The 23524-nt window shown below is 65.8% G+C and carries 20 protein-coding genes; 9 read left to right on the top strand and 11 right to left on the bottom strand.

What is annotated here, in order from left to right:
* Positions 1 to 32: 32 nt before the first annotated feature.
* The 4 genes from ACQPZ2_RS10815 to ACQPZ2_RS10800 are packed head-to-tail and all read right to left on the bottom strand — an operon-like array spanning position 33 to position 4251.
* Positions 33 to 860, bottom strand: a complete 828-nt coding sequence (locus tag ACQPZ2_RS10815) for a 3-oxoacyl-ACP reductase (protein WP_433525418.1) — start codon at positions 858 to 860, stop codon at positions 33 to 35.
* Complete coding sequence (locus ACQPZ2_RS10810; protein WP_433525417.1) at positions 811 to 2169, bottom strand: aldehyde dehydrogenase family protein; 1359 nt, start codon at positions 2167 to 2169, stop codon at positions 811 to 813. The genes ACQPZ2_RS10815 and ACQPZ2_RS10810 overlap by 50 nt, the downstream gene beginning before the upstream one ends.
* Positions 2166 to 2906: a gamma-glutamyl-gamma-aminobutyrate hydrolase family protein gene (locus tag ACQPZ2_RS10805; RefSeq protein ID WP_433525416.1), complete on the bottom strand. Its 741-nt coding sequence runs from the start codon at positions 2904 to 2906 to the stop codon at positions 2166 to 2168. Before ACQPZ2_RS10805 ends, ACQPZ2_RS10810 begins: the two co-directional genes overlap by 4 nt.
* Positions 2887 to 4251 (bottom strand): glutamine synthetase family protein, encoded by a 1365-nt coding sequence (locus tag ACQPZ2_RS10800; protein ID WP_433525415.1) that lies wholly within the window; start codon positions 4249 to 4251, stop codon positions 2887 to 2889. The genes ACQPZ2_RS10805 and ACQPZ2_RS10800 overlap by 20 nt, the downstream gene beginning before the upstream one ends.
* Positions 4252 to 4339: 88 nt before the next feature.
* Here ACQPZ2_RS10800 and ACQPZ2_RS10795 point away from each other — a divergent pair, with 88 nt between their 5' ends.
* The 5 genes from ACQPZ2_RS10795 (at position 4340) to ACQPZ2_RS10775 (ending at position 11461) form a co-directional block, all read left to right on the top strand.
* Positions 4340 to 5998, top strand: coding sequence for an FUSC family protein (locus ACQPZ2_RS10795; protein ID WP_433525414.1), 1659 nt, complete (start codon positions 4340 to 4342; stop codon positions 5996 to 5998).
* Between the two features lie 329 nt (positions 5999 to 6327).
* Complete coding sequence (locus ACQPZ2_RS10790; protein ID WP_433525413.1) at positions 6328 to 7164, top strand: SDR family oxidoreductase; 837 nt, start codon at positions 6328 to 6330, stop codon at positions 7162 to 7164.
* Positions 7165 to 7237: 73 nt separating this feature from the next.
* Positions 7238 to 8287 (top strand): 3-oxoacyl-ACP synthase III family protein, encoded by a 1050-nt coding sequence (locus ACQPZ2_RS10785; protein ID WP_433525412.1) that lies wholly within the window; start codon positions 7238 to 7240, stop codon positions 8285 to 8287.
* Positions 8288 to 8290: 3 nt separating this feature from the next.
* Positions 8291 to 9202, top strand: coding sequence for a hypothetical protein (locus ACQPZ2_RS10780; protein ID WP_433525411.1), 912 nt, complete (start codon positions 8291 to 8293; stop codon positions 9200 to 9202).
* A gap of 219 nt (positions 9203 to 9421) precedes the next feature.
* The gene (locus tag ACQPZ2_RS10775; RefSeq protein ID WP_433525410.1) at positions 9422 to 11461 is read left to right on the top strand and encodes a LuxR C-terminal-related transcriptional regulator; all 2040 of its coding nucleotides are present in this window, start codon (positions 9422 to 9424) and stop codon (positions 11459 to 11461) included.
* Between the two features lie 4 nt (positions 11462 to 11465).
* On the opposite strand, the gene ACQPZ2_RS10770 is transcribed toward ACQPZ2_RS10775, so the two are convergent.
* Positions 11466 to 12698 (bottom strand): MFS transporter, encoded by a 1233-nt coding sequence (locus tag ACQPZ2_RS10770; RefSeq protein WP_433525409.1) that lies wholly within the window; start codon positions 12696 to 12698, stop codon positions 11466 to 11468.
* A gap of 16 nt (positions 12699 to 12714) precedes the next feature.
* Positions 12715 to 13950 carry an ATP-grasp domain-containing protein gene (locus ACQPZ2_RS10765; RefSeq protein ID WP_433525408.1) on the bottom strand — a complete coding sequence of 412 codons (1236 nt, stop codon included), beginning with the start codon at positions 13948 to 13950 and terminating at the stop codon, positions 12715 to 12717.
* A 281-nt stretch (positions 13951 to 14231) separates the two neighbouring features.
* On the opposite strand from ACQPZ2_RS10765, the gene ACQPZ2_RS10760 reads away from it, so the two are divergent.
* Positions 14232 to 15260 (top strand): DUF4389 domain-containing protein, encoded by a 1029-nt coding sequence (locus ACQPZ2_RS10760; protein WP_433525407.1) that lies wholly within the window; start codon positions 14232 to 14234, stop codon positions 15258 to 15260.
* 4 nt (positions 15261 to 15264) lie between these two features.
* Here the strand turns inward: ACQPZ2_RS10760 and ACQPZ2_RS10755 are convergent, their stop codons facing one another.
* The 3 genes from ACQPZ2_RS10755 to ACQPZ2_RS10745 all read right to left on the bottom strand — a co-directional run bounded on the left by ACQPZ2_RS10755 (position 15265) and on the right by ACQPZ2_RS10745 (position 19775).
* Entirely contained in the window at positions 15265 to 16218 is a 954-nt protein-coding gene (locus tag ACQPZ2_RS10755; protein ID WP_433525406.1) for a DNA polymerase domain-containing protein, read from the bottom strand.
* 42 nt (positions 16219 to 16260) lie between these two features.
* Positions 16261 to 18369: a prolyl oligopeptidase family serine peptidase gene (locus ACQPZ2_RS10750; protein ID WP_433525405.1), complete on the bottom strand. Its 2109-nt coding sequence runs from the start codon at positions 18367 to 18369 to the stop codon at positions 16261 to 16263.
* A gap of 62 nt (positions 18370 to 18431) precedes the next feature.
* On the bottom strand, positions 18432 to 19775 hold the full coding sequence (locus ACQPZ2_RS10745) for an MFS transporter (RefSeq protein WP_433525404.1): 1344 nt from the start codon (positions 19773 to 19775) through the stop codon (positions 18432 to 18434).
* A gap of 129 nt (positions 19776 to 19904) precedes the next feature.
* Between ACQPZ2_RS10745 and ACQPZ2_RS10740 the strand changes: the two genes are divergently transcribed.
* Together ACQPZ2_RS10740 and ACQPZ2_RS10735 are read left to right on the top strand one after the other, a co-directional pair.
* On the top strand, positions 19905 to 20786 hold the full coding sequence (locus tag ACQPZ2_RS10740; RefSeq protein ID WP_433525403.1) for a LysR family transcriptional regulator: 882 nt from the start codon (positions 19905 to 19907) through the stop codon (positions 20784 to 20786).
* A 103-nt stretch (positions 20787 to 20889) separates the two neighbouring features.
* Entirely contained in the window at positions 20890 to 21420 is a 531-nt protein-coding gene (locus ACQPZ2_RS10735; protein WP_433525402.1) for a phenolic acid decarboxylase, read from the top strand.
* A 305-nt stretch (positions 21421 to 21725) separates the two neighbouring features.
* Here ACQPZ2_RS10735 and ACQPZ2_RS10730 read toward each other — a convergent pair whose 3' ends face one another.
* Entirely contained in the window at positions 21726 to 22106 is a 381-nt protein-coding gene (locus ACQPZ2_RS10730; RefSeq protein WP_433525401.1) for a hypothetical protein, read from the bottom strand.
* A gap of 389 nt (positions 22107 to 22495) precedes the next feature.
* On the opposite strand from ACQPZ2_RS10730, the gene ACQPZ2_RS10725 reads away from it, so the two are divergent.
* Positions 22496 to 22795, top strand: a complete 300-nt coding sequence (locus tag ACQPZ2_RS10725) for a hypothetical protein (protein WP_433525400.1) — start codon at positions 22496 to 22498, stop codon at positions 22793 to 22795.
* A gap of 111 nt (positions 22796 to 22906) precedes the next feature.
* On the opposite strand, the gene ACQPZ2_RS10720 is transcribed toward ACQPZ2_RS10725, so the two are convergent.
* A complete protein-coding gene (locus ACQPZ2_RS10720; RefSeq protein ID WP_433525399.1) occupies positions 22907 to 23509 on the bottom strand; it encodes a SanA/YdcF family protein in 603 nt (200 codons plus the stop codon).
* Positions 23510 to 23524 lie beyond the last annotated feature (15 nt).

Raw genomic sequence — 23524 nt, 5'->3', positions numbered from 1 at the left:
CGCTCAGCGGTCCGCCCGAATCAACCGTACCTTTACAACGGTGTGACGTATGCGCCGGAGATGCCACCGTCCACCAGGAACTGCGATGCGGTGATGAACGAGGAGTCGTCACTGGCCAGAAATGCGACGGCCGCGGCGATTTCCTCCGGCTCGGCGAAGCGTCCGACGGGGATGTGCACCAGGCGGCGCGCGGCGCGTTCGGGGTCCTTCGCGAACAGCTCCTGCAGCAGCGGCGTGTTCACCGGCCCGGGACACAGCGCGTTGACCCGAATGCCGTTGCGCGCGAACTGCACTCCGAGTTCACGGCTCATCGCGAGCACACCGCCCTTGGATGCGGTGTAGGAAATCTGCGAGGTCGCCGCACCCATGACGGCGACGAACGACGCGGTATTGATCACCGAGCCCCTACCCCGCTCCAGCATGTGGTTGATGGCGTATTTGCTGCACAGATACACCGAGGTCAGATTGACCTCCTGCACCCGGCGCCAGGCATCGATGCCGGTGGTCAGAATCGAATCGTCTTCCGGCGGTGAGATTCCGGCATTGTTGAAGGCGATATCGAGTCCGCCGTAGGTGTCGACGGCGGTCTGGAACATGGCCTCGACCTGCGCCTCGTCGGTAACGTCCACCTTCACGAACACCCCACCCACTTCGCCCGCCGCGGCCTCTCCCGCGGCGGCATCGATATCGGCGACGACGACCTTGGCGCCCTCCGCCGCGAACCGGCGAACGGTGGCCAGGCCGATGCCGCTCCCGCCGCCGGTGACGACGGCGACTCGATCCTGTAAGCGCTGCAACACATCTCCTTGATTAAGTAGCGATGAAGACGTTCTTGGTCTCGGTAAAGGCAAGTGCCGCATCGGGTCCGAGTTCACGCCCGAGCCCGGATTGTTTGAATCCGCCGAACGGCGTCCAATACCGCACCGAGGAATGCGAATTCACCGACAGATTCCCGGCTTCCACACCTCGGGACACCCGCAGCGCACGGCCCACATTATTGGTCCAGATGGAGCCGGACAGACCGTATTCGGTGTCATTGGCAATGCGAACGGCATCGGCCTCGTCCTCGAACGGAACCACCGCGACCACCGGCCCGAACACCTCCTCGGTGAGCACCCGATCCGATGGCGCGTCGGGCAGCACAACCGTTGGCGGATACCAGAATCCGGGTCCGTCGGGCTGGGTACCGGTGAATGCCACCTTGGTCGACGGCTCGACGAACGAGGCCACCCGAGCCCGATGCGCGGCCGAAATCAGCGGCCCCATTTCGGTGGACTCCGCCGAGGGATCGCCCACCCGAACTCCGCGGACCGCCGGTTCCAGCAATTCCAGAAACCGGTCGAATACACTGCGCTGCACCAGAATTCGTGATCGCGCACAGCAATCCTGTCCGGCGTTGTCGAAAACACCGTAGGGCGCCGTCGCTGCCGCACGCTCGAGATCGGCATCGGCGAAAACGATATTCGCGCTCTTACCGCCCAATTCGAGCGTCACCCGCTTCACCTGGCGCGCGCATCCGGCCATGATCTCCTTGCCCACCTCGGTGGACCCGGTGAAGACCACCTTGCGCACGGCGGGGTGGGTCACGAACCGCCGCCCCACCACCGACCCCTTGCCGGGCAGTACCTGGAAAACCCCTTCCGGCACACCGGCTTCGAGCGCGAGCTCACCCAATCGGATCGCGGTGAGCGGCGTGAGCTCGGCAGGCTTGAGCACCACCGTATTCCCGGCGGCCAGCGCGGGCCCGAATCCCCATGCCGCGATCGGCATCGGGAAGTTCCACGGCACGATCACACCGACCACGCCGAGCGGTTCATGGAAGGTGATGTCGACCCCACCAGCGACCGGAATCTGGTTGCCCAGCAGACGTTCCGGAATCCCGGCGGCGAAATGCAGCACATCGCGGACATTGCCCGCCTCCCAGCGCGCATTGCCGATGGTGTGCCCGGCATTGGCGACCTCGAGCTGGGCCAGCTGCTCGAGATTCGCGTCGACGGCCTCGGCGAATCGACGCAGCAACCGAGCCCGATCCCCCGGCGCGACCGCGCGCCAATCGGCCCCGGCCCGCTGCGCCCGTTCGATGGCCGCATCGGTCTCGGCCGCGCTCACCAGTTCGAGTGTCGTGACGACCTGCTCGGTCGCCGGGTTGACCACCTGCGTTGTCGTCACGAATGTCGTTCCTTTCGATAGGTGACCGCCGCCTGGACCAGTGCTCGCATCAATCGCGTATCGGTCGCGTCCGCCTCCGGATGCCACTGCACACCCACCAGGAACGGACCGTCCGGCGCCTCCGCCGCCTCGATCGTGCCGTCCGACGCGTGCGCGGTCGCGACCAGGACCTCGGCCAGGACGGCGACGGCCTGGTGATGGTGGCAATTCACCTTCACCTCCGCTCCGGCGATCGTGGCGACCAGGCTGTCCGGCACGGTCGTGACCCGGTTGGGGTGGAAGCCGCCCGGCGTGCCGGAGTGGTCGTCGTGGCCGAGCAGATCCGGCAGATGCTGGATCAGGGTGCCGCCGAACGCGACATTGACCAGTTGCAGGCCGCGACAGATCGCGAGGATCGGCAAACCGGCAGCGCGCGCCAGAGCCAACAGCTCGAACTCGGAATCGTCACGGTCGGCGCGAAGTGGGCCGAGGGCCGCATCCGGCGGCGCGCCATAGCGCGCCGGATCGATATCGGCGCCGCCGGTCAGCACCAGCCCGTCGAGCCGATCCACCAGCTCCGCGCGCGCCACACCGGTGGGCGGCAGCAGCACCGGTATGCCGCCCGCGCGCTCCACCAACTGCAGGTAGTTGTGCGGCAGCACCGCACTCGGCACATCCCAGGCGCCGAATCGGGCCTGTTCCAGGTAGGTGGGCAGGCCGATGACCGGACGGATCTGCTCAGAGCCGCTCGAAACCACGGATTCGCTCCCAATCGGTGACGGCGGCGTCGAAGGCGTCCAGCTCGACCTGTGCCGCATTCCGATAATGGTCCACCACGTCGTCGCCGAACGCTGTCCGTGCCACCTTGCTCTCGCCGAACAATTGCGCCGCTTCCCGCAGCGTACGCGGCACCCGCGGGCGCTGGGACCGGTAGGCATTGCCGTGGAACTCCGGCTCGAGCGGGAGCGCGTGCTCGATACCGTGCAATCCGGCGGCAATGGTCGCGGCGACGGCCAGATACGGATTCACATCGCCGCCCGGGATCCGGTTCTCCATCCGCAGGGACAGATCCTCGCCCACCACGCGCAGCGAACATGTCCGGTTGTCGCGTCCCCAGGCCAATGCAGTCGGGGCGAAACTCCCTGACACGAATCGCTTGTAGGAGTTGATATTCGGTGCGAGCAGATAGGTGAACTCGCGCAGGCAATCCAGTTGTCCGGCGAGGAAATGCCGCATGAGCGCGGAGGTGCCGTGCGGGCCGTCACCCGCGAATACCGCCGCACCCGATTCGGCACGCAGACTTATGTGAATATGGCACGAATTGCCTTCGCGCTCATTGTATTTCGCCATGAAACTGAGACTGCGCCCCTCCTGGGCAGCGATCTCCTTGGCGCCGTTCTTGTAGATGCTGTGGTTGTCGCAGGTGACCAGCGCCTCGTCATAGCGGAACGCGATTTCGTGCTGACCCGGATTGCATTCACCCTTTGCCGATTCGACATACAGTCCCGCACCGGCCATTTCATTGCGAATGCGACGCAGCAGTGGCTCGATGCGTGCGGTCCCGAGCATCGAATAGTCGACGTTGTACTGGTTGGCGGGCCGCAGATCACGATAGCCGGAATTCCACGCGTCCTCGTAGCTGTCGTCGAAGACCAGGAACTCGAGTTCGGTCCCGACGTAGGCGTGCAACCCACGTTCGGCGAGCCGGGCCAATTGCGCTCGCAATATCTGCCGCGGCGAAACCGTGACCGGCTCACGCGCCGGTTCCACGTGCTCGACATCACACAGCACAAGCGCGGTTCCCGGCTGCCACGGCACCAGCCGCAGGGTGCTCAGATCCGGCCGTAGGACGAAGTCGCCGTAGCCGGTTTCCCAGGACGAGATCGCGTATCCGTCGACCGTCGCCATATCGACGTCCACCGCGAGCAGATAATTGCACGCCTCGGTCGCGTGCCCGATCACCTCGTCCAGGAAAAACCTTGCCGCACAACGCTTTCCCTGCAAACGGCCCTGCATGTCGGTCATTGCCACCAGCACCGTGTCGATCTCGCCCGCCTCGACGAGCGCCTGCAACTGCACCAACTCCAGCATCCCGGAACGCATCGATAACCCCTCTCGGCAGCAACCTTGCCAACGCTAGAGCAAACGGGACGAACGCGTGACCCGACACACAAAACCCAATGGTCGGTTGGTGTTGAATGGCCTGGTGGACGACCCGACCTTCGATCCGTCGCAGCATCCGGCGCCGACGCCGCCGCGGCGGCGCGCGCTGCTGTTCGGGTCGGCGCAAACGGGGTGGCGGTGGCCGGTGGCGGCGCGGTCCGCGCTCGCATTCGGGTTGCCCGCGCTGATCGTGCTCGCGGCGGGTCATCAGCAGCAGGCGTTGATCGTCGCACTGGGTGCGTTCGCCGTGCTCTACGGCGAGGCGCGCGCCTACCGAATGCGTTGGCGGATAGTGCTGATCGCGGGGGCGGGCTTTCTCACGGCGGCGGCGCTCGGTGCCATGATCGGCGATCTGTGGCACGCGACGGCCGGAATCATCGGTGTGGCGGCACTTTCCGTTGTCGCGCTGGTGGCCAGTTATGTCATGGTCGCGACGCGGGCCGGACCGCCGGGCATGTTCTTCTTCGTGCTGGTGTGCGCGGTGGCGACGCGGATGGCCGCCGCCGGTGTTTCGGTACCGGTCATCGTGGGATATACCGCGCTCGGCGTGCTGAGTTCGGTGCTCGTCTCGATGAGTCCGATGCTGCGCGATGCGCGTGCGCCGGAAAACGCTGCTGCGGTGGCGGCGTTGCGTGCCGTCGATGCCTATGTCGAATCCCGGGAGAACGGGCAACCTTCGGCCGCACAGCGACATGCGGCGGGCGCGGCGCTGCATTCGGCGTGGGCCACGGTTCATGATGCGGGACTGCCTGCCCGCGAACCGGATTCGGAGATCGTCCGGACGCTGCTGACCGCACATCGCCAGTTCATCGGGATAGCGGACTCCGCATCGGACGTGCTCGACGCGCCGGTGCCGATGACCCGCCCGACTGTCGGTGAGCGATTGCGGCGGTCGCTGACGATCCGCTCGCATGCGGCGACCACGGCCCTGCGCACGCTGGCCGCTGCCGTGATCGCGGGTGGCCTGAGCGTGCTGTTGAACCTCGGCCGACCGGACTGGGCGGTGATCACCGCCGTCCTGGTGCTGAATCTGGGGCCGGATCGCATTGTCGGCACCGTGCGCGCATTGCACCGCGTCGGGGGCACGGTCGTCGGGCTGATCGTGTTCGCGGTGCTGCACGCACTCGGGCCGTCGGGCGTCGTCCTCGTGCTCGTGCTCATGGCCCTGATGTTCCTGACGGACCTGTTCGTAGTGCGCAATTACGGGATCGCCGTCGTCTTCATTACGCCATTGGCGCTGCTGATCGGTGGCGCGCTGGGTGGGCCGATACTCGTCCCCATCCGCGATCGGCTGATCGAAACGCTGGTCGGTGCGCTGGTCGCGGTTGCGGCAATGTGGGTGATCGTGCCGCGTGCGCACCGGCACGACCTGCGGTGGAACGAATCCAGGGTGCTGCGGGTGGCCGCGGACCTGGTCGAGATCCTGCACACGAAGCCACCGGCCGATCCGGCCGCCATGCGTTTGCGTCGCGATCTGCAGTTCGAGCTAGTCGGCAATCACCTCAGTGGCGTCGCGGCCTATCGCGACGAACCGGCTTGGACGCGTGAACAATGGTCTCGGCATGCGGAGATCGGTCGAATCGGGTACGACCTGCTCGCGCAATGTTGGCTGACACCGGCCAAGAAATTGGTCACCGACCCCGACACCCTGGCCGCACAGATCGCCCGGATGGCCGCATCGCACTGATCCGGTCGACGCGTAGCGATCGAGCGGAAAGTGCCTGTTGCCCAACCACATATCGACATTCCGGTTAGCGGCGGAATCGCCGAAATCCGGTTTCGGCGCCGGTTGCCATCAGATGGAACGACCTACCCCTATCCACCCCTATCGACAGTCATGCGCAACGGCTACAACTACGGCGCAGCATCATTGGACCGAATTGGGCACGCGCGTGCTGATCTGCATGATCAATCGATCACGCGCTGCCACCAGGTCTTCCGCACACACCGGGCAACTCGCCGAAGCAACCCGCAGAGCGGATTTCGGACATGCGAAAGATGGCAAGGTGATCGAACATGAAGACGATCCTGATTACGGGGGCCACCTCGGGCATCGGTCTCGAAGCCGCGCAACAGCTCGCCGCAGGGGGCGATCGGCTGGTGTTGGTCGGCCGGAATCCGCAGAAGCTCGCCGACAGTGCGGAATTGGTGCTGGCCGCGGGGGCGGGCGCGGTCGATACGCTGGAATGCGATATCGCATCGCAGTCGTCGGTGCGCCAGCTCGCCAAGGCTGTCGAAGCCGGTTATGACCGCATCGATGTGCTCGCCAATAACGCGGGCGGCTATCACCAGACGCGCACTGAAACCGAGGACGGTATCGAGGCGACCTTCGCGACCAACCATCTCGGCGGATTTCTGCTCACCGAACTGCTCATCGATCTGCTGGTGCAGAGCGCCCCCGCGCGCATTCTGTTCACCTCCTCGGTGATGCATTACGGCGCGACTCTCGATTTCGACGATCTCGGGTTCCGTGACGACTATTCGGGCGAAAAGGCCTACAGCCGATCCAAATTGGCCAATGTGCTCTATGCCCGCGCACTGGCCGATCGGCTGGCGGGCACCGGTGTGACGGTCAATGCCTTCCATCCCGGTGCGGTCTCGACCGGCATCTGGAATTCGCTGCCATGGTTCGGGCAACCGATCGTCGCGCTGAGCAAACGCCTGTTCTTCATCACCGCGGCCGAGGGCGCCGCGGCGCTCACCTTCCTCGCGACGGATCCGAGCGTCGCCGAGGTGACCGGTGCCTATTTCCGCAAGACCCGCGAGCGGGAGCCGTCGCGGCTGGCCCGCGACGATGCGCGGGCCCACCAATTGTGCAAGGTAAGCGCGAGTTTGGTCGGGCTGCCCGAATAGGGCGTCCACGACGACAGCGCCGTCGAAACTCCTGGCAACACAGGGAACAAATGCGACACAGAAAGCAGGGGTAATGCTGCGCACACGTTTCGAGTCCATCGGCTCGTACACACCATCCACCGTCCGTTCCACCGAGGAGATCATCGCCGGACTGGCAGTGCCGAGATCCCTTGACCTGGAACGGATTACCGGTATCAAGAATCGGCGCGTCTACGACTCCAGCGACGAGGGCTACGAATCCTCCTTCGATCTGGCCCTGCGCGCCATCGAGGACTGCCTGGCGCATTCCGATTACGCCCCAGACGAGATCGACGTGGTCGTCTCCGCCTCCATCACCCGCACTCGCGGGAAGGAAATCTTCTGCTACGCACCGTCTTTCGCGGTCATGCTCGGCAAGGAGATCGGCACGACGAAGGCCAGGCATTTCGATGTCTCGAATGCCTGCGCGGGCATGATGACCGGGGTGCTGGTGCTGGATCGCATGATCAAGGCGGGTGTGGTCCGCAATGGGCTGGTGGTCAGCGGCGAACAGATCACGCCTATCGCCGAGACCGCGGCGCGCGAGATCAACAAGCCCTACGACCCGCAGTTCGCCGCGCTGACCGTCGGCGATGCGGCGGTCGCGGTAATACTCGACGATCGCGGTGACGATGACGACGAAATCCACTACGTCGAACTGATGACCTCCGCCGACGGCGCCGAACACTGCATCGGCATGCCGAGCGACCAAGCCCCCGGTATCGCGCTGTACACCGACAACCGCGCGATGCAGAACGAGGGCCGCTACCTGCAGGCCATCAACCGCATGTCCAGCTTCCTCGAGGAGACCGGGCGCACCTGGGAGAGCGAGAAGTTCGACTACTGGATCCACCACCAGTTCAGCGCGCCCGCCATCGAGTACATCTCGCACCTCACCGAGCAGCACTTCGGCACCCCGATGCCCCAAGCCCTGAATGTGCTGCACGACTTCGGCAATACCGCGTCGACCTCGCATTTCGTGGTCCTGCACGAACACCTCGCGCAGCAGAAGATCCCCAAGGGGTCCAAGGTGCTGATGATTCCGGAGGCATCCGGCATCGTCTCCGGACACCTCGCCGCCACCATCTCCCGTCTGGAGGCCTGAGTCATGCCGACCACCATCCTCGCGGCCGCCATCAATGCCGATCTCGATACCGGTAGCTATTTCGAACTGGCGACGCGCGCGGCTACCTCCTGCCTCGAGCAGGCGGGCATTGCCCCGGAGCAGGTCGGAATGCTGATCAATGCCGGGGTTTTCCGCGATCAGAACATCTCCGAACCCGCGGTATCGGCGCTGATTCAGAAGCGGGTCGGCATCGGCCTGGAATACGCCCCCGGCCGGGTGCCTGCCTTCTCCTTCGATCTGATGAACGGCGGGACCGGACTACTGCACGCGATCGCGACCGCCGAATGCTTCCTGGTCAGCGGCGATGTGTCGTATGCGCTGCTGGTCGCCGGTGATACGCACCCGTCGACCGAGCGTCATGTCGACGGCTTTCCCTACAGCACCAGCGCGGCGGCGATCCTGCTCGGAACATCGGGCACCGCAGGCGGATTCGGTGGGCTGCACACCACCGATACGGCCGGGCCCGCCGATCCGACGGCATGGGTCGCGATGGGCGAGGCCGGCGCGAACGGCCGCTCGGCCATGAGCACCCGGGCTGGTGCCGAGGATCTGGTCGAATTGGCCGCGGCGGCCGTGCGCGACTGCCTGACCGCCGAAGGACTGGACGTCGCCGATTTCGCCGAGGGCCGCGCGGTGCTGCTCGCACCTACCTGGACCCTCGCCTTCCGTGCCCGCCTGGCGGCGGCGCTCGGATTCACACCGGAATCGGTCGTCGGCGTCGATCCCTCGGTGGACAATCCGTACTCCGCGGCCCCGGTGCACGCGTACGTGAGCGCGCGCGACAGCGGCGCTCTCGGTGCGGCACGCACTGTGCTTTTCCTGGCCGCCGACGACACCTCGGCCGCCTGTCTGGCCTACCACCAGCACGCATTCGCGCACGCCGGGAGTCAATGACACGAAAGGCATTGAAACACCTCATATTACGTAGGTGTGATCAGTTGTAGTGACAGGATCGGGCGGGCGAATTAACCTGGGTTCACCGGCTGGATCATCGGGCGCGTGGACGCGTCCTTCCCGCTGCGACGATGCCGCATCCTCAGTGCACCCGAGCTGCTCGTTTTCGATGGTGCTCTCCCTCAGTCGGGCTCACCACCTCGACGAAGGGCTCCGAGTATGTGTCAGCCTGTCCCGCCACACAGCGACAACCCAGCGCATCGCGACCAGTGGGCCGACTTCGCCAAATCCCGGGTCGGTCAGGCCATGGCCGTGCTCGGCACCGCGAGCACGGTCGGCCTGGTCGCCGAGTTGCTGGAGGTGGACGAGGCCGCGGTGCGGGCCGTCGTCCGGCAACTCGCCGAAACCGCGCGTTTCGAACATCAGGAGATCGGTGAGCGGATCCTGCGCAACACCCCCGACCAGGTCCGGCAGAAGTTGCACGGGCGGGCCGCGGAACTGCTGCACCATCGGGGTTTTCCGGCGAGCACCGTCGCCGACCATCTGGTCGACGCCGGTGCCGTCGGCTACCCGTGGGCCGTCGACGTACTGCGCACCGCCGCCGAGGATGCGATAATCAACGACCAGATCGAACCGGCGGTCGATCGGCTGGAGTTGGCCTACCGCGCCACCCGGGACGCAGGCGAGCGGGCCACCATCGCGATCCGGCTGGTCTGCCTGGAATGGCGGATCAATCCGTCGACCCGCTCGCGCCAGTTCACCCGGTTGAAGGCAGCGCTACGCGCTGGCCGGGTGCCGTATCACGAATTGCCCGCCGCCATCATGTATCTGCTGTGGCACGGGCAGGTGCAGCAGGCCGATCACGCACTCGGCCAATTGAACAGCGGCGAACCGGACGAGGCGACGCCGGAGACCGACTTTCTGCGCGCCTGGCTGCGGTACTCCTATCCCCCGCACGTCCAACGTCATCCGCGATTCTTCGCGGCACCGGCCCGGCCGCCCAAGCTGCGCACCGACCAGCATTCACCGCATCGCCACGGCGCAGATCTGCTCACCGGGCTGTTCACCCATCCGCTCGACGAGATCGCGACGCTCGCGCAGCGTTTGCTCACCAGCCATCGCCTCACCTCGACCACGATCGAAACCCTGGTCGCGGCGGTGCATTGCCTCATCTACAGCAACCGGCTCGATACCGCTGCGGCCTGGTGCGAATCGCTGCTCGCCGAGGCCGATGCCCGCCGCGCCCCGACCTGGCAGTCGATCTTCGCCGGGCTGCGTGCGGAAACCATGCTGCGCAAGGGCAACATTCGCGATGCGATCAGCGATGCGGCGCTGGCACTGAATTACGTACCCGCCGAACACCTCGGCCTCTGGATCGGCACGCCTATCGCCACAATGGTGCACGCGCTGACCATCACCGGTCGACATGCCGAGGCCGCGACCCAGCTCGAAAGGGCGGTGCCCCGAACAATTTTCGAATCGCGCTTCGGCCTGCCGTATCTGCAGGCGCAGGGCCACCATCACCTCGCGGTGGGCCGCGCCGACGAGGCATTGCGCAGTTTCCGCCGCTGCGGGTATCTCATGGACCGGTGGAATATGGACTTCCCCTGGCTGGTGCCGTGGCGCAATGACATTGCCGCCGCCCACCTCGCACTCGGCGAGCACCGGCAGGCACAGGAATTCGCGACCAGACATCTCGAGCTGCTCGGCGCCGCCGACCGGCACCGCTCCGGCGGCGTCGCACTCCGGTTGCTCGCCACCACCGGCGATCGATATCAAGCCTTCCGCTTGCTGCGTGAGTCGGCCGCGATCGCCCGCACCGGCGGTGACGATGTCGAATTGGCCACGGCCCTCGGCGAACTCGGCAAGGCACACCGCAACATCGGCGATCAGGAGCGATCTCGCACACTGATCCGCGACGCGGCACGTATCGCCGAAACCTGCGGCGCCGAGGTGCTGCTGCGCGATCTACTCGACGGCAAACCCCAAACCGCGACACAACCGACCCAACCCATGCCCGCACTGCGCCGGATTCCGGGTGGGCTCGCGACGCTGAGCCCCGCCGAACGCCGGGTGGCTGAACTGGCGGCCCGCGGCAAGGCCAATCGCGAGATCGCCGACAAACTCGCCATTACCACCAGCACCGTCGAACAACATCTCACCCGCGTCTATCGCAAACTCGGGGTGGCCCGGCGCAGCGAACTGTACTTCGTCCTGCCGATCGATCCGGCTGATACCGCGGTCTCGGCCACCGGGTAGCGCCCTACGATGCCGCCACGAGGGCATACCGGTCCCGCCTGGACTCCGCCTTCGCGACGATCACCGGTGCGAGCAGACCGGCAACCAGCAGGATCAGTCCCGCGACAGACCAGCCCGCGACGCCGATCCCGATGCACAACCAGGTCAGCAAGGCCGGACCGAGCGCATCGGCCAATCGGAGTCCGGTGCCGAATACGCCCAGATACTCACCGATGGCATCTGGCGGCGCCACGGCATTCGAGACCTCGAAACCGCCTGCCGTCTGCCACAATTCACCGACGCTCGAGACCGCCGCACCGCTGGCGAGGGTAAGCACCGCGAGCCAGCCGGACTGGCCTTCGGCCGCCGCCAGCACGACGCAGGCCAGCAGGAATGCCCACCCGGCCCGCCGCAGCGCGGCACCGCCCGCGCGGGCGGTATCGATGCTGCGGCTCGCGCGGACCTGGAAGAACACCACGACGAAGATATTGAGCATGTCGATCGCGGCGATCGACCACCGCGGCGCCGTCGTCGCACCGATGATCCACAGTGGAATCGCTACCGACTGAATCCGGTACTGCAGCGACAGCACCCCATCCAACACAGTGAGCGCCAGATACGGCCGATCACGCAGCACCGCCCAGCGCTGTCCTGGCGCGCCGGACTCCACCGCCACCGGCCCCAAGGCCGGCAGCCGCTCGACCATGAGTGCGGCCCCGGCAGCACAACCAGCGCCGATGACGATGGCCGCGTGATAGAAATTCGCCGAATCCCATTGCACGGCAACCGCGGATAGGCCGATGCCGATAGCGATGCCCACATTCAGAATCGAACGGATGTAGGCGCGGAATTCATTGGCTCGATCGGTGACGACGCGGGTGATGATCGTCGAGATCATCAGCTGCACACAGGTCTGCGCGGCCGCCGTGGCCGGAATGACGACCAGATACCACGCGAATTCGCCGACCGTGAGAAAGCCGAGGGTGCCGCACGCCGCGAGGAGCAGACTGACCCGCAGCACGCCCAGCGGGCCACGTCGATCCGACAGCTTTCCCGCCAGTATCGAGACGGCGATGGATACAGCCCCGGCGACGCTGAGGCCGATGCCGACCCGCATCGGCGAGATGTGCACGATGCGGGTGAAGTAGAGGACGACGGTGGACAGATAGATTCCGCTGAAGACGGCGGATGCCGCCGCGATCAGCGTCAGCACACGCTGCGGGCCGACCGGCGGCAGGGCAACAGAGAACCGTGACACGATCCGTTCCCGCGACTCAGGCGATGGCCGGGTCGGCGGCCGGATCGTATGCCACGCAATCCATCCGGAATCCCGCCGCGGTGCGTCGCAGTGAGTCGATGACCTCCACCGTGGAGTTGCCCCGGAAACGGAATCCGGCACCGATATCGGCATAGCCGAATGTCTGGGTGATGGTCGTCCCCGGCTGTGGGACCGAGACATGGTACGGCGCATGCTGCTGCGGTACGTGGAGCTGGACGTCCACCACGGTGCACGGTGGAGTCACCGGCGGGTGGATCAGCAACCCACCGACTACCGATTCATCACTGAGCGGATCGGCGTCGGGAATCCGGCCCAGTTGGATATCGACCGCCGCACCGAGCAGGTCGTAGCCGTGCACCTCCCGCCACATATGGGTGGTTTCGCCACCAGTGGCCCGCGCGGCCACTTCGAGGAACTGGATGCGCGGCGCGGCACCGTCGCGACCGAGGAAGAATTCGAGGTGGAAAACCGTCGGCACGTCGGCGCTGAGCGCGGTGAGCACAGCCTCGGCGAAGCCCGCCAGCGGCCCGAGCAATTCCGGATCGTCGAGCTCGACGTAACCGAGAGTCGTACCACCATTGGCGAATTCGAGACAGTTGCCGAGATACTGTGAAGCCCGCCACGGACCGAGCTCACTGCCGGTCCACACGCCGTCGACGGCACCGACCTCGTCCGCGCAGAAACGTTGTACGAGAAAAGGTTCCGCGCTCAGGTCGGGCAATACCGCGCAATCATCGACGGAATTCAGCCGGATGACATCCTTGCTCCCGGCACCGAGACGGGGTTTTACGATGAGCGGAAAGCCGTGCACCGCGGCGAAGTCCATGATCGATTCGACATCGCCGACGTGGGTGAAGGCAGGAGTCGGCACACCCGCGGTGGCGACCGTCGCACCCATCACCAGTTTGTCGCGAAACGGCAGCACATAGTCCGGACTGTCACCCGCGATATCGAATTCCCTCCGCAACTGAGCCGCGGTCAGCAAATCGAATTCGCGCAGCGCGACAATGCGGTCCGGCGTTCCGAATCGAGCCGCGAGCGCATGCACGGCATCTGGCACGTTCGCCATATCTTCGATTAATTCGACGGCGGCGGCAGCATGCCGCGGAATTCCGTCGATCAGATCCTTCGCGCAAATGTAGGTGACGGCATTGGCATTGTGGTCGATACGCTCCAGGTAGGGGACGTCGACACCGCGCACTCGATGAATCACGGTCACATGTGGGGGCACTGGTTCCTCCGCTGACAACTGTCCGACCAGATCCACTGAGGACCCGTACCGTCGGGAGTGGATCGTTCTCTCCGACAACGGAATTGTGCGCCGTGCCCATCGGCGGCGCCTGTCCGGCAACGGCTATTCAAGATCCCTTAACAGAGAGCTCGTCACACCGCGGTCCGGCTCCGTCGGCGCGGTTACCGATCTATCGGCAATCCACGGGCTACATTCGATCTCACTCATCCGAGTTCTGGACAATTCCGTTGGACGAAGGAAGTGAGTGGGTCGCCGTGGTAATGAAAGAAGGATCACCGACCAGTAGCGAACCATTGGTCGAACTGGATGTCTTTCCGCCGGAGCAACACCGCCGCTGGACCGTTCTGCTGCGACTGCTGTTGGCCATACCCCAGCTGATCGTGCTCTGGTTCCTGAGCATCGCCGCTTTCGTGGTGATCGTCTGCGGCTGGTTCGGTGCGCTGGTGCTCGGCCGATTGCCCGACTGGTGCGGTGAGTTCCTGCGCGGGTATTACGGATACACCGTCCGGGTGCACGGCTACGCCATGTTGCTGGTCGACGACTACCCGCCGTTCGCCTGGACCGCGCCGAACTATCCGATCCGCCTGCTGTTCCCCGCGCCCACGCCGTTGAACCGGCTCGCCGTGCTGTTCCGGCTCATCCTGGCCTTCCCGATCCTGGTGCTCTCGGGCTGGTTCACCACCGGATGGGGGATCATCTCGTTCATTCTGTGGCTGATCGTCCTGATCACCGGGCGGATGCCGCGCGCGATCTTCGAGGCCACTTCGGCGGTGCTGCGCATCGAAATGCGGGTGTCCGCCTACACGTACCTGCTGACCCCGACGTACCTGACGGGTGTTTTCGGCGATAAGCAGGCGGCCCCATCCGGTCCGATATATACCGGCGATTCGATGACCGGTGGTGCTCGGGTGACGGGTGGGCCCGAACCTGCTCAGTCGCCGACCCGCCCGCTGGTGCTCTCCAGCGGCGGCCGGACGCTGCTGATCGTCATGCTTGTCGTCGGCATTCTCGGCAGCTTCGCCCAATCCTCCGTCGGCTGGGGCAATGACGACGACGACGACATGGATGCGATCTCCAGTTCACAGCTCGCCCGGCGGGTCGCCATCGACTTCACCGACCAGACCGGGCACACCCCGCAGGACGTGCATTGCCCCAACTCCCTCGACGCCGATATCGGCGCGACGGAGGTTTGTACGGTCACCGATGACGGCGTCGAATTCCGGGCTCTGGTCACCGTCGACGCGATCACCGACGGGGCGGCGCACTTCCGCACCGTCATCGAGCACTGAAAAGCTAACTCTGCCTGCGGGCCCGGGCTCGGCGCTTGCCCTCGTGCATCGCTTGGACCCGGGCCACCGGGATGGTGTGACCCTCCTCGACGAGATCGGCGGGCAAGGCCTGCGGCGCGGGCATTTCCCGCGCCCACGGATCCCGATCGCCCAACTGCTTCGGTGCGGTGCGCACGGTGAAATCGCCCGGGCTGATATCTGCGAGCTCAGCCCATTCGATCGGGAAGGACACCGGCACACCCGGACGCACGCGCGGGCTGTAGGCCGCGACGACGGTCGCGCCGCCCGCGCGCGTCGAATCCAGAAACACCTTGCCCGCGCGGTCCTCGCGGATGAATGCGGTGGTGGCCAGATCCGGATCGATGCGTTCGGCCCTGGCCGCGATCGCCCGGGTGGCAGCGGCGACATCCTCGATCGGGATGCCCGCCTGGATCGGCACGAAGACGTGCACACCCTTTGCGCCGCTGGTTTTCACCGCTCCCGCGAGTCCGTCATCGGCGAGCGCCTGCCTGATCAGTTCGGCGGCGAGTACGACCCGCCGGAAGGGGCCGCCCTCGGGGGGATCGAGATCCAGGATCAGGTGGGTCGGGCCCGCGGTGTGATCGGCCAGCAGCAGGGTCGGATGATATTCGACTGCCCGCTGATTGCCGAACCACAACAATGTGCGCACGTCATCGCAGAGGGCGTAGGTCACTTCGCGTTTGGCGGTCTCGGCCCACACCGTCACCCGACGCACCCAGTCCGGGGTGTACTTCGGCAGGTTCTTCTGCATGAACGGTTCCTGGCCAGGCCGGATGCGCACCACCGAGAGCGGACGGTCGCGTAGTTGTCCGACCAGCCGATCACCGACGAACTCGAGATAGTCGATCAGATCACGCTTCGTCGCGTCGGCACCGTCGAACAATGGTGCGTCGAGATTGGTCAGCTTTACACCCGCACGGACCTCTTCGCCGGTCATCGGCCAACCATGCACCGCCGAACCACGCATGGTCAACCATCCCTACATGAGCTTGCGCATGAAGTAGGTGAATTCGAGTGCGCTGGTGCGGGCCGTCTCGTCGATATTGGTGCCGCCGCCGTGCCCGCCCTCGGTGGCCTCGTAGAACAGGTAGGGGTCGCCGAATTCGGCGAGCCGGGCGGCGAATTTGCGAGCGTGCTGCGGGCCGACCCGATCGTCCTTGCTGCTGGTCCAGACGAAGGGCTCCGGGTACCGCACACCCGGGCGCAGATTCCGGTACGGCGATATGGATTCGAGGAAGGCGCGTTGCACCGGATCGGCGACACTGCCGTATTCGCCCACCCACGATGCACCCGCGGCGATCTGCTCGTAGCGGACCATATCGAGCAGCGGTATCTCGATATCCACCGCTTGCCACAGCTCCGGATGCTGGACCAGCTCGACCCCCATCAGCAGACCGCCGTTCGAACCGCCCTGGATGCCGAGACGGCTCGGGGCGGTGACCTTCCGGTCGATCACATCCCGGCCGACGGCGGCGAAATCGTCGAAGGCGCGCTGGCGATTGATGGTCAGTGCGGCCTCGTGCCAAGCCGGTCCGAATTCACCGCCGCCGCGAATGTTCGCCAGCACGAACACACCCCCGCGATCCAGCCAGAGCCTGCCCATCAGGCCGTTGTAGTTCGGCGTCATGGACGAGCCGAAACCACCGTAGGCGTACATGATCGTGGGATTGGTGCCGTCGAACTTCATATCGGCGGCGTGGACGACGAAATAGGGCACCTTGGTGCCGTCGGGCGAGGTGGCCTTCTGCTGTTCGACCACGTAGCGGGACGAATCGAATTGTCGCGGACTGGTTTTCACCGGTGCGACCGCTCCGGTAGCAGTGTCGAGCCGCCACAGCGTGGTGGGGTCGAGAAAAGAGGTGACCGTCAGATAGGCGAGCGAACCGGCCGAATCGGCATCGACCGCATGGACGGTTGCGTTGTCCGGCAAGGAAACCGGCGCTGCCGACCAGGAACCGTCCGGTTGCGGCGTGTAGACGGTGGCACGCCCTTTCACATCGTCGAGCGAGGTCACGACGATGCGATCACGCGTTGTCAGCACAGCTTCCAGTGTTTGCGACGCATTCGGAACATAGACGGGCCTCGCGCGCAGCCGCGTGGGGTCCGCAATGAGCTCATCCGCGTCGAGCGAGATCAGTGATCCGGCGGTGAATGTCGCACCATCCGTCGTCCAATCCTGTCGCAGCGACACCAGAATTCGATTGCCGACGAAGCCCTGCAGATCCGATTTGGGCGGCAATGCCACCCGCACCAGCCCGGTTGCGCCGACCAGACTTACCTCGTTCTCCCAGAACGACGCGCGGCGGAGCACCAACCTCAACCTCCGACCGACGCCATTGTCCAGCAACAGCGGTGCGGTAGCCAGACCATCGGCCTTATCGCCGCGCGTGAGTTCTACTGCGTCGGTGAGAGATTGACCACGACGCCACTGTTTGACGATGTACGGATAGCCGGAGGTGGTCGTCTCACCCGGCTGCCATTCCCGCGAGACCAGCAGGGTGTTCTCGTCGCCCCAGGACGCATACTGCTTACTGCGCGCCAGCACGAAACCGTCCGGCACGAATCGGTTTGTAGTACGGTCGAATTCGCGCACGGTCACCGCATCCTCGCCGCCCTCGGACAGGCTGACGAGGCAGCGCTTATGAGTGACCGGATCGCAGTCGATGCCTTTCCACACCCAGTTCTTGGATTCTGCCGCCGCGAGGGCGTCGAGATCCAGAATTGTGTTCCAATTCGGTTGCGGCGATTCATAATCCGCGACGGATGTGGTGCGCCAGATGCCGCGAGTGTGGTCGCCGTCCTGCCAGAAGTTGTCGACGCCGCCGTCGCGCAGTGTCGGAGTGGGCAGGCGGTCGGGGGATTTACCGAGTTCGGTCGCCGCGGCCAGATTTCCCGCGAAACGCGGATCCTGCTCCAATATCCCTAGTGTGCGGGCATTTTCGGTGGCGACCCACTGTTGCACGCGCGGACTGTCGAGTTCCTCCAACCAGAGGTACGGATCGGTCGGTGTCGATGCACCCCCACAGGCTGTGACCAGCACTGCTGTCAGCGCCAGTACGCCAGCCCGCCATAGGCCCTTGCTTCCCATGCACCCCCCTTGAACACGTTCAGACCTCAGCGTCCATTCGACACGTTACCGCTTCGCCGACGTCAGGATTCGGCGGCGCGGTGGTAACCGAAGACGATGCAGGCGAGTGCACAGACCGCTGCGGAGGTCAGCAAGGACCAGCCGATGCCAGGGGTGACGAGCGCACCCATGATCGCGACACCGAGGGTCGCGCCGACTTGCCGGACGGCGTTGAGCAGACCGCCCACCGCGCCCGCGGTTCCCGGGGGCGCCACGTTGACTATGGCGGCCACGAGCGCAGGAAGGGCAAAGGCGACGCCGAATCCCGACAACAGCAGGCCGACCGCCAGCACCGGATAACCGAGGCCCGCGAACACCGCCGCGGCCAGCACCACACCGCCCACCGCGAGCAGGGCGAGCCCGGTCAGGATCGGTCGCCGCGGTCCGACGCCGGCCACGAGTTTGCCCGCGAGCGGCGGGATGACGGCGAACGGCACGGTGAGCGGCAGGAAGGCGAGCCCGGTCTGCAGCGGATTCAGGTGTCGCTGCAGCAGCAACGGCAAGACGAACAGTGCCCCGGTGAGCGCGAAATTCACCGCCGCACCAACCAGCAGCCCGGCCCGCACTCGGCCCGCGCGCAACAGTTCCCGATTCAATACCGGTGTGGCACTGCGTCGTTCGAGATAGACGAAGACGATCGCCGCCAGTACCGCGCCGCCCAGCGACCATGCCGTGTGCCCCAACGACTGCGCACCCGCCGCGATCAGCGCATCGGTGCACAGCGCCAGAGCGACGGCCGCGGTCGACTGCGCCGCCCAGTCGATGCGGCGATCACCGCGCGCGCAGGTCACCGCGGATCCCATGCTCAGCGCCAATACGACCACCGCGATGGGAACATTGACGACGAATATCGACCGCCACCCTGCCAGCCCGACCAGTGCGCCACCCACGATCGGCCCCGCCGCGACCGCCGCGCCACTGATCGCCGCCCACGTCGAAATCGCACGGGCGCGGCGGCTCGGATCCGGATAGAGCTGGGTGATCATCGCCATCGATGCGGGCACACACGCCGCCGCCGCGACACCCAACAACACCCGCAGCGCGACCAGCGCCCACAGGTTCGGCGCGAAGGCGCTCAGCAGCGAGACCGAACCGAAAGCCGCTGCGCCGAAACGGAATACCCGATGCGCACCATGGCGATCGGCGACCGCGCCCGCCGAGAGCAGCAGCGCGGCGAAGGCGACGGTATAGCCGGTGGTCGCCCATTGCAGTCCGGCGACCGAGGTGTGCAGGGACGCCGCCAGATCCGGCTCGGCGACCGAAAGCACCGTCATATCCAACAGCACCATGAAGTACCCGAGGGATATCCCCAGCAGTGCCCTGATCGACGCGGCGGACTTATTCGCCCGCGATTGCAGAATGCTCATCCGATCCAACAGCTCCTCGGCTCATTCGATGACCCGATCGACTCTCGCCGGACGGGCACGGCGGCTCCACCGGCTGCGGCGCATCCCGCATTCGGAATATCCGAATGCCGCGTCGCTGTTGGCCAGGCCATGGAGTTACGTCAGCTGCGGACCTTCGAGGCCGTGGTGCGCCACCGCACGGTCACCGAGGCCGCGATCGCGCTCGAACTCGCGCCGTCATCGGTGTCCCAGCAGATCCGCACCCTCGAAACCGCGCTCGGGGTGGCACTTTTCGTGCGCGACCCCAAGGGCATGCGGCTCACACCGGCGGGTCAGCGGCTCACCGGCTGGGCGCGGCGGCTGCTCGAACAGGCCGAGCAGGCGGTGCGCGACGTGCGGGACGAACGACCGGTCCTTCGACTCGGGGCGCTGGAAACCCTCGCGGGCGCGTATGTGCCGCAGGTACTGGCCCGACTGGCCGAGCGACGGCCCGATATCGAGGTCGAGGTGCGCTCGGATCGCGCCCGCGACGGCCTGCTCGCCGATGTGGCGGGCGGCGATCTCGATGCGGCACTGCTGCTGGATTCCGGTGGTGCCGTTGGTGATCTGGGCTTCCCGCCGCCCGCCGAACCGCTGGCCTTCCTCGACCTCGATCCGGTGCCGCTGGCCTTGGTCGCCGCGCCGACGCACCCGCTGACGTCGCGGTCCGGTCTGACGGCCGCCGACCTCATCGATGAACGGCTGCTGGTCAATGTGCCCGAATGCTCGTTCTGGATGGCGGGTGAAAAGGTGCTCGGCTCGGGTCCGCGGCGAGTGAAGGCCGGTGCGGTTCCGGTCATGCGGGCCTGGGCCGAACACGGACTCGGCATATCCCTGCTGCCGGAGTTCGCGGTCGCCGATGGCCTCGCGCACGGCACACTTGTCCGCTTGGACTTCCCGGTGCCCGATCTGAGTCTGCGGTTGGTGTGGCGCGCGGATCAGGAATCATTGCCCGGGATGCGCGAAATTCTCTACGCGGCCGCGCGGACATGATTGCGCCGTTCCCGGCAAACTGTTCGCAATGCTCGCGCTGGTGATTAGGCTGACGACATAGACGCAGGTCCCGACCGCGTTGGTCGACCGAGAGGAGTAACCGATGAGCGCGCAGCAGTCAGCGATCACGGTCTCCGCACTAACCGGCGATCTCTCCGGAATTGTCGGCAAACACCTCATCTACGCCTATGAGAATGGCTGGAAATTCGAGTTGTACGTGCGGGGTCCACAGACGATCGAATCGCGATGTCTGATGGGACCGATGTTCGGGCGCTGGTCCAAGAATCAGGCGGCGAAGCTGGTCCAGCTCAACGACGATCTGTACAAAATCGCCTGGGTGGAGCCGACCGGAACCACCACCGTGCTCATCATCTGGCTCGGCGATCGTCGGGTGCACACCACGATCTCCTACCCGCAATGGATGCTCGACTATCCCGAAAGCACCCTCACCCGATGCGAGCACAATCTCGACGCGATCATCGCCGACCGGGAGAAGGGACCGACCTATCCGCTGACCCTGGTCGCCTCGTCCGGGCGCATCACCTTCCTGGAAACCCGGGATCTCGACGACGATACGGTGATCAACTGTCCGCCGCACAAGCTGCCGCTCGGATACGCCGCGCGAACCAACTGAGCGCGTCGGGCGAGGTACACCGGGAAGACGGCAAGGTCGTGCTGGCTGAGCACCGGCAGATTGCGGACCTCCTCGACTGGTACCGAATCGCAGCTCGGGAAAACGCTCGAACAGCGCGGGCAGACCGATCCCGGCCCTCCACCCTTGACAGTGCCGCACCCGGCAGATATGCGGACCGTCGCCGAGGGCGAGATGCCGGTTGACCGTTGGACGGGTGATATCGAAATCGTCGGCATCGCTGCCGTGCACCGCGGTATCGCGGCCGATGGCGCGATAGGACATGACCACGCCCTCGCCGCGCTCGATCACGGTGGCGCCGACGGTGATGTCCTCGGTGGCGAAGCACACGAGCGGATGGGCACCGGAGTATCCCAGCGCAGCGTTTCCTCGATCGCCTGCTGCCATTCGAAGTCACCGTCGCGGATTGCGCGCAATTGCTCCGGGCGGCCCAGCAGGGCGCGCACGGTGTTGAGCAGAAGTCCGACGGTTGTCTCGTGTCCCGCCGCGACGAGCGCCTTCTCGGTCAGCGGCGCACCGCCGTCGGCGGCGAAGATGAGCGCGGTGGTGAGGTCGTCGGTCGGCTTGACCGTCTTGTTGCGCAGCCGCCGATGCTCGGCACCGTCCACGGTGAACATAGACCGTCCGGTATCGATCATGCCGATGAGCGGCCATTGCCGCGTCACCATCCCCGAGGTCAACAGCGCCCACGAATTGATGTCCTTGACCAGCCGGGAGTCGGTGAGAACTGCCTGGCGGTGGCGTACTCGGTGACGGTCCAGGCAGGCACGCCCAGTAGATCGATTCCCGCGAGCGGACCGGCCGCGCGCCGCCGACCGGTCTCGCCCGCGAGATCACCGACTACCTGGGCGATAACGATCGGCTACGCGCCGCGCAGACAAACCTGCTGCACGAGATACCCCCTCCAGTCCGTTGGGCTGGTGCCTCGAACCCGCAGCCCATCAAGCGGTTTCGATCTTCCGAACGAGCGGAGTCGTCCGGCCCGGGGAAGGGAACACTTCGGTACACGAGTTGGTGACCGCGCCTGGGATCCGTGGTCTGATTCACCCGCAATCGGATGGGTACCGCTGTGCTGAGGAGGTTTGCGCATGACTCGTCCCGTGCCACCGAATCCGAGCCCGATCCCGCCGACGCCGATTCCGGACCCGGTACCACCGACACCGATCCCGGATCCGGTGCCGCCGAAACCCATGCCCGAACCGGTGCCGGGGCCCGAACCACATCCGGAACCGGAGCCGGTCCCTGGCCCGGCACCGCAGCCGATTCCGCCGAGGCCCGGTCCCGAGCCGGTACCCGGGCCCTCGCCGGACCCGATACCACCGCAGCCCGGTCCGACACCGGAGCCACCGATCCCTGATCCCCGGCCACAGCCGGATCCGATGCGACCGCCACCGATCCCGAATCCCGGCGGTCCGGTCGATCCGATGGATCCCGGGCTTCCAGACCCCCGGTAGGGCTCGGATCAGCGTCAGATCAGTGCGGCGACCGCCTTGGGCGCGGCCAACCACTCACGAATAGTGTTGCGCACAAGGGTTTTTCGCCTGCACTCACAGTATGCGACAACACCGTAGCCATCGATGCCCGCGCCGCGGCACAATGCGACCGCCCGCGGCAGATGCTGGTATTGCGTGACAATGATGGCGCGGTCGATGCCGAACAAATCCTTGGCTCGTTCGCACGTCGCCCGGGTCGACAAGCCTTCACCATCGCATCGCACCACCGCCGGATCGATGCCGTGGTCCGCGAGATACTTTGTCATCGAAGTGATTTCGTTGCCGGAAGTGCCCGCCGCATCACCCGATACGAGAATCTCACGTACTTTTCCGGCGCGCAGCAGTTCGATCGCGACATCGAGCCGTCCGCGCATATAGGCCATCGGCGCACCATCGGGCCCGACCTTGGCGCCCGGCACGATCACCACCGGAACCGTCGGCGCGGCCGCGGGTCCGGACCGATATCCGGCCGATACCAGCCACAATCGGATATTGGCACCCGCGACGACCAGCGCCGATCCGGCGACCAGACCGGCACCCACCCGGCGCACGGTCTTGCGGTCGGTTATGAGCTGCACCCGCCCGACGATACT

Source organism: Nocardia pseudovaccinii (assembly GCF_050942345.1).
Classification (GTDB): domain Bacteria; phylum Actinomycetota; class Actinomycetes; order Mycobacteriales; family Mycobacteriaceae; genus Nocardia; species Nocardia pseudovaccinii.
The sequence above is the reverse complement of the archived record's forward strand: the minus strand, read 5'-3'. Positions and strand labels throughout refer to the sequence as shown.

Bases quoted from the DNA above. Each gene is read 5' to 3' on its own strand.
- ACQPZ2_RS10815 (WP_433525418.1), bottom strand. From the start codon at position 860: ATGCGGCACTTGCCTTTACCGAGACCAAGAACGTCTTCATCGCTACTT.
- ACQPZ2_RS10800 (WP_433525415.1), bottom strand. From the start codon at position 4,251: ATGCGTTCCGGGATGCTGGAGTTGGTGCAGTTGCAGGCGCTCGTCGAG.
- ACQPZ2_RS10790 (WP_433525413.1), top strand. From the start codon at position 6,328: ATGAAGACGATCCTGATTACGGGGGCCACCTCGGGCATCGGTCTCGAA.
- ACQPZ2_RS10785 (WP_433525412.1), top strand. From the start codon at position 7,238: ATGCTGCGCACACGTTTCGAGTCCATCGGCTCGTACACACCATCCACC.
- ACQPZ2_RS10780 (WP_433525411.1), top strand. From the start codon at position 8,291: ATGCCGACCACCATCCTCGCGGCCGCCATCAATGCCGATCTCGATACC.
- ACQPZ2_RS10775 (WP_433525410.1), top strand. From the start codon at position 9,422: ATGTGTCAGCCTGTCCCGCCACACAGCGACAACCCAGCGCATCGCGAC.
- ACQPZ2_RS10760 (WP_433525407.1), top strand. From the start codon at position 14,232: ATGAAAGAAGGATCACCGACCAGTAGCGAACCATTGGTCGAACTGGAT.
- ACQPZ2_RS10755 (WP_433525406.1), bottom strand. From the start codon at position 16,218: ATGACCGGCGAAGAGGTCCGTGCGGGTGTAAAGCTGACCAATCTCGAC.
- ACQPZ2_RS10750 (WP_433525405.1), bottom strand. From the start codon at position 18,369: ATGGGAAGCAAGGGCCTATGGCGGGCTGGCGTACTGGCGCTGACAGCA.
- ACQPZ2_RS10745 (WP_433525404.1), bottom strand. From the start codon at position 19,775: ATGAGCATTCTGCAATCGCGGGCGAATAAGTCCGCCGCGTCGATCAGG.
- ACQPZ2_RS10740 (WP_433525403.1), top strand. From the start codon at position 19,905: ATGGAGTTACGTCAGCTGCGGACCTTCGAGGCCGTGGTGCGCCACCGC.
- ACQPZ2_RS10735 (WP_433525402.1), top strand. From the start codon at position 20,890: ATGAGCGCGCAGCAGTCAGCGATCACGGTCTCCGCACTAACCGGCGAT.
- ACQPZ2_RS10730 (WP_433525401.1), bottom strand. From the start codon at position 22,106: ATGGTGACGCGGCAATGGCCGCTCATCGGCATGATCGATACCGGACGG.
- ACQPZ2_RS10725 (WP_433525400.1), top strand. From the start codon at position 22,496: ATGGGTACCGCTGTGCTGAGGAGGTTTGCGCATGACTCGTCCCGTGCC.